Consider the following 3,336-nt stretch of genomic DNA (forward strand, 5'->3'; position numbering starts at 1 on the left):
CATGACAGCAGGCATTGCAGCATGGCCCTGTTGCCCCCATGCCTGCGAGCAATCGCCCTTGTTTGATAGACTCGAGGCATCTCTGGACGAGGAACCTCATGGCCAAGCAGCACACTGATCCCACGATGACGGACACCACTTCTCAGTCGCCCGAGAATGAGGAGCCGGCAGGCACCGCCAGCCAGCCTGATGCCCAACCTACGTCCTCAGCGAGCGCGCAGGCTGACAGCCGCGCACGCAGCGACGCCGCGCGTGTCTCCAGCCGCCTGATCACCAGTGACGCGAGCAGTGATCTGCTGCAGGGCAGCGAGGCGACTGGCTTCGATGCCCGCCATTTCCTCAAGCATGTCAGCGACGCGCCCGGTATCTATCGCATGCTGGATAGCGCCGGTGACGTGCTGTACGTGGGCAAGGCCAAGCGCCTCAAGGCGCGCCTCTCCAGCTATTTTCGCAATACCGGCCTGAATGCCAAGACCCAGGCGCTGGTCGGGCGCATCGCCGATGTGCAGGTCACCATCACGCGCAGCGAGACCGAGGCCCTGCTGCTGGAGCAGACCCTGATCAAGGAGCTGCGCCCGCCCTACAACATCCTGCTGCGTGACGACAAATCCTACCCTTACGTCTTCATCAGCCAGCATCACGACTATCCGGCGCTGGAGTTCAAGCGCGTGCGCCACAAGCGCAATGACGGACGCTATTTCGGCCCCTACCCGAGCAGCGTTGCGGTACGCGAATCACTGACCCTGATGCAGAAGATCTTCCGCCTGCGCAATTGCGAGGATTCGGTGTTCGCCCACCGCGATCGCCCGTGCCTGCAATATCAGATCAACCGCTGCACCGCGCCGTGTGTCGACTACATCAGCAAGCAGGATTATCGCCGCGACATGGAACATGCGGTGATGTGCCTGAACGGCCAGAGCGACAAGGTCACCGACGAGCTCAGCCAGGCGATGGAAGACGCGGCCATGAGGCTGGAATTCGAGGAAGCGGCCCGCCTGCGTGATCAGGTCGCCCAGCTGCGCCGCATGCAGGAGAAGCAATACGTCGACACCGGCACCGGCAACGCCGACATCCTGGCGCTGGCCGAGCGCCCCGGCGGGCTCTGCATCAGCGTGGTCTCGGTCCGTCAGGGTCGCATGCTCGGTGCGCGCCACTTCTCGCCCGGCAATGGCCTGGACCTGACCAGTAGCGAGCTGCTGACCAGCTTCGTCAGCCAGTACTATCTCGGCCAGGACAGGGAGATGCCCGATGAGGTGCTGACCTCGCTGGCCCTCGATGACGCCAACCTGCTGGAAGGCGCCTTGAGCGAGAAGGCCGAGCGGCGGGTACGGGTCGCGCATCAGGTGCGCGGCCATCGCGCCCAGTGGCTGACATTGGCGCAGACCAACGCCGAGCAACATCTGGCCACCCAGCTGGCCAGCCGCCAGCAGCTGTCCAACCGCTTCCTGTCGCTGCGCGATGCGCTGGGACTCGATGAGGTACCCAAGCGCCTGGAATGCTTCGATATTTCCCACAGTCATGGCGAGGCGACCGTGGCCAGCTGCGTGGTCTTCGATCATGACGGGCCGATCAAGTCGGATTACCGGCGCTTCAATATCGAAGGCGTGACGGCCGGCGATGACTACGCCGCCATGCAACAGGCACTGACGCGGCGCTTCAAGCGCCTGCAGGAAGGCGAAGGCAAGCGCCCGGACATCCTGCTGGTCGATGGCGGCAAGGGGCAGCTCAACATGGCGCGCGGGGTGTTCGAGTCACTCGGCGTGACCGATATCATCCTGCTCGGGGTAGCCAAGGGCACCACGCGCAAGGCAGGGCTCGAGACGCTGTTCATCGAGACGGTGCACGACACCCTGGACCTCGACAGCCACTCACCGGCGCTGCACTTGATCCAGCATGTGCGCGATGAATCGCACCGCTTCGCCATCGCCGGTCACCGCGCCAAGCGTGACAAGGCGCGGCGCACCTCAAGCCTGGAGGGCATCGCGGGAGTCGGCCCCAAGCGGCGCCGCGAGCTACTCAAGTTCTTCGGCGGCCTGCAGGGGGTGAAACAGGCCTCCAAGCCGGAACTGGCGCGCGTGCCCGGCATCAGCGAATCGCTCGCCGAGCTGATCCATCAGGCGCTGCATGGCTGATCCACCAGGCGCTGCATGGCTGCCCCCGTGCACGACATGGCTGCCTCTGGCACCATCGACTCAACGCTCAAGGAAGAGTGACAGAGCGTTGGCTTGAATAACCTGCCGTTTGGCATGGCTGAATGCGCCGCCGGCAGGCTAGAATAGACGACTTGTGCGGCGCCAATCGATCGGCTTTCTTCAGGGTCTCGACTCGCCCTCGATTGCGCCCAGCCACCTACGCTTCATGCAAGGACTCGTGCCGTCACGATGAGCATCCCCAATATCCTGACTCTGATCCGCATCCTGTTCATTCCGCTGCTGGTGGTATGTTTCTATCTGCCTTATGCATGGAGCCTGCCGTTGACGGCGCTGCTCTTCGCACTGGCCGCCATCACCGACTGGTTCGATGGCTATCTGGCCCGCCTGTGGAATCAGACCACGCCCTTCGGCGCCTTCCTGGACCCCGTCGCCGACAAGCTGATGGTCGCGGTGGCACTGGGCCTGCTGATCGAACGCTACGACAGCCTGTGGATGACCATCCCGAGCCTGGTCATCATCGGTCGCGAGATCGTCATCTCGGCGCTGCGTGAGTGGATGGCCGAGATCGGCAAGCGCGGCAGCGTCGCGGTGTCCTGGGTCGGCAAGCTGAAGACGGCTGCCCAGATGCTGGCCCTGTTCATGCTGCTGTTCTTCGCTCCGGGCAGTGTCGGGGGGGATGCCGGCCTGGCCCTGCTGTATATCTCGGCAGCGCTGACGCTGTGGTCGATGATCAGCTATCTGCGTGCCGCCTGGCCGGAACTGGTGCGCTCGGTCTGACACCCCGTTCAGCCACGAGACGCTGCGAATGCCTCAACGCCCACCGCCCCTGTGGCCGGTGGGCGTTTTCGTTTCCAGTGACCTGACTCGCGAGACAATTTTTCATTAACTGTTTGACAGCATGGGAATTATCCGTATAATTCGACCTCGAGTTCAGCGGGAATAGCTCAGTGGTAGAGCACAACCTTGCCAAGGTTGGGGTCGCGAGTTCGAATCTCGTTTCCCGCTCCAGTAACACAGGTAGCGCAACATTCACCTGATTTACTGACTCATGTATCTGCAGCAGCATCAGTGGATACTCCTCGGATCAGACATCAGTTTCGACTGACATCTCGATCATTGAGGCTGGATGGCAGAGTGGTCATGCAGCGGACTGCAACTCCGTGTACGCCGGTTCGATTCCGAC

The 3,336-nt window shown here is 62.7% G+C and carries 2 protein-coding genes and 1 tRNA gene; all 3 read left to right on the forward strand.

From position 1 onward, the window contains the following. The first annotated feature begins 125 nt into the window (after positions 1–125). Positions 126–2,132: an excinuclease ABC subunit UvrC gene (gene uvrC / locus AC4FAH_RS13985; protein WP_153636949.1), complete on the forward strand. Its 2,007-nt coding sequence runs from the start codon at positions 126–128 to the stop codon at positions 2,130–2,132. A 249-nt stretch (positions 2,133–2,381) separates the two neighbouring features. Beyond that, positions 2,382–2,930, forward strand: coding sequence for a CDP-diacylglycerol--glycerol-3-phosphate 3-phosphatidyltransferase (pgsA, locus tag AC4FAH_RS13990; protein WP_043331361.1), 549 nt, complete (start codon positions 2,382–2,384; stop codon positions 2,928–2,930). A 156-nt stretch (positions 2,931–3,086) separates the two neighbouring features. Next, positions 3,087–3,161: transfer RNA gene (locus tag AC4FAH_RS13995), tRNA-Gly, on the forward strand. Positions 3,162–3,336: the final 175 nt, after the last annotated feature.

It is taken from the genome of Cobetia sp., assembly GCF_983723665.1.

What these genes read in the sequence shown, in the direction of transcription:
- uvrC (WP_153636949.1), top strand. Translation starts at nt 126, where the DNA reads ATGACGGACACCACTTCTCAGTCGCCCGAGAATGAGGAGCCGGCAGGC.
- pgsA (WP_043331361.1), top strand. Translation starts at nt 2,382, where the DNA reads ATGAGCATCCCCAATATCCTGACTCTGATCCGCATCCTGTTCATTCCG.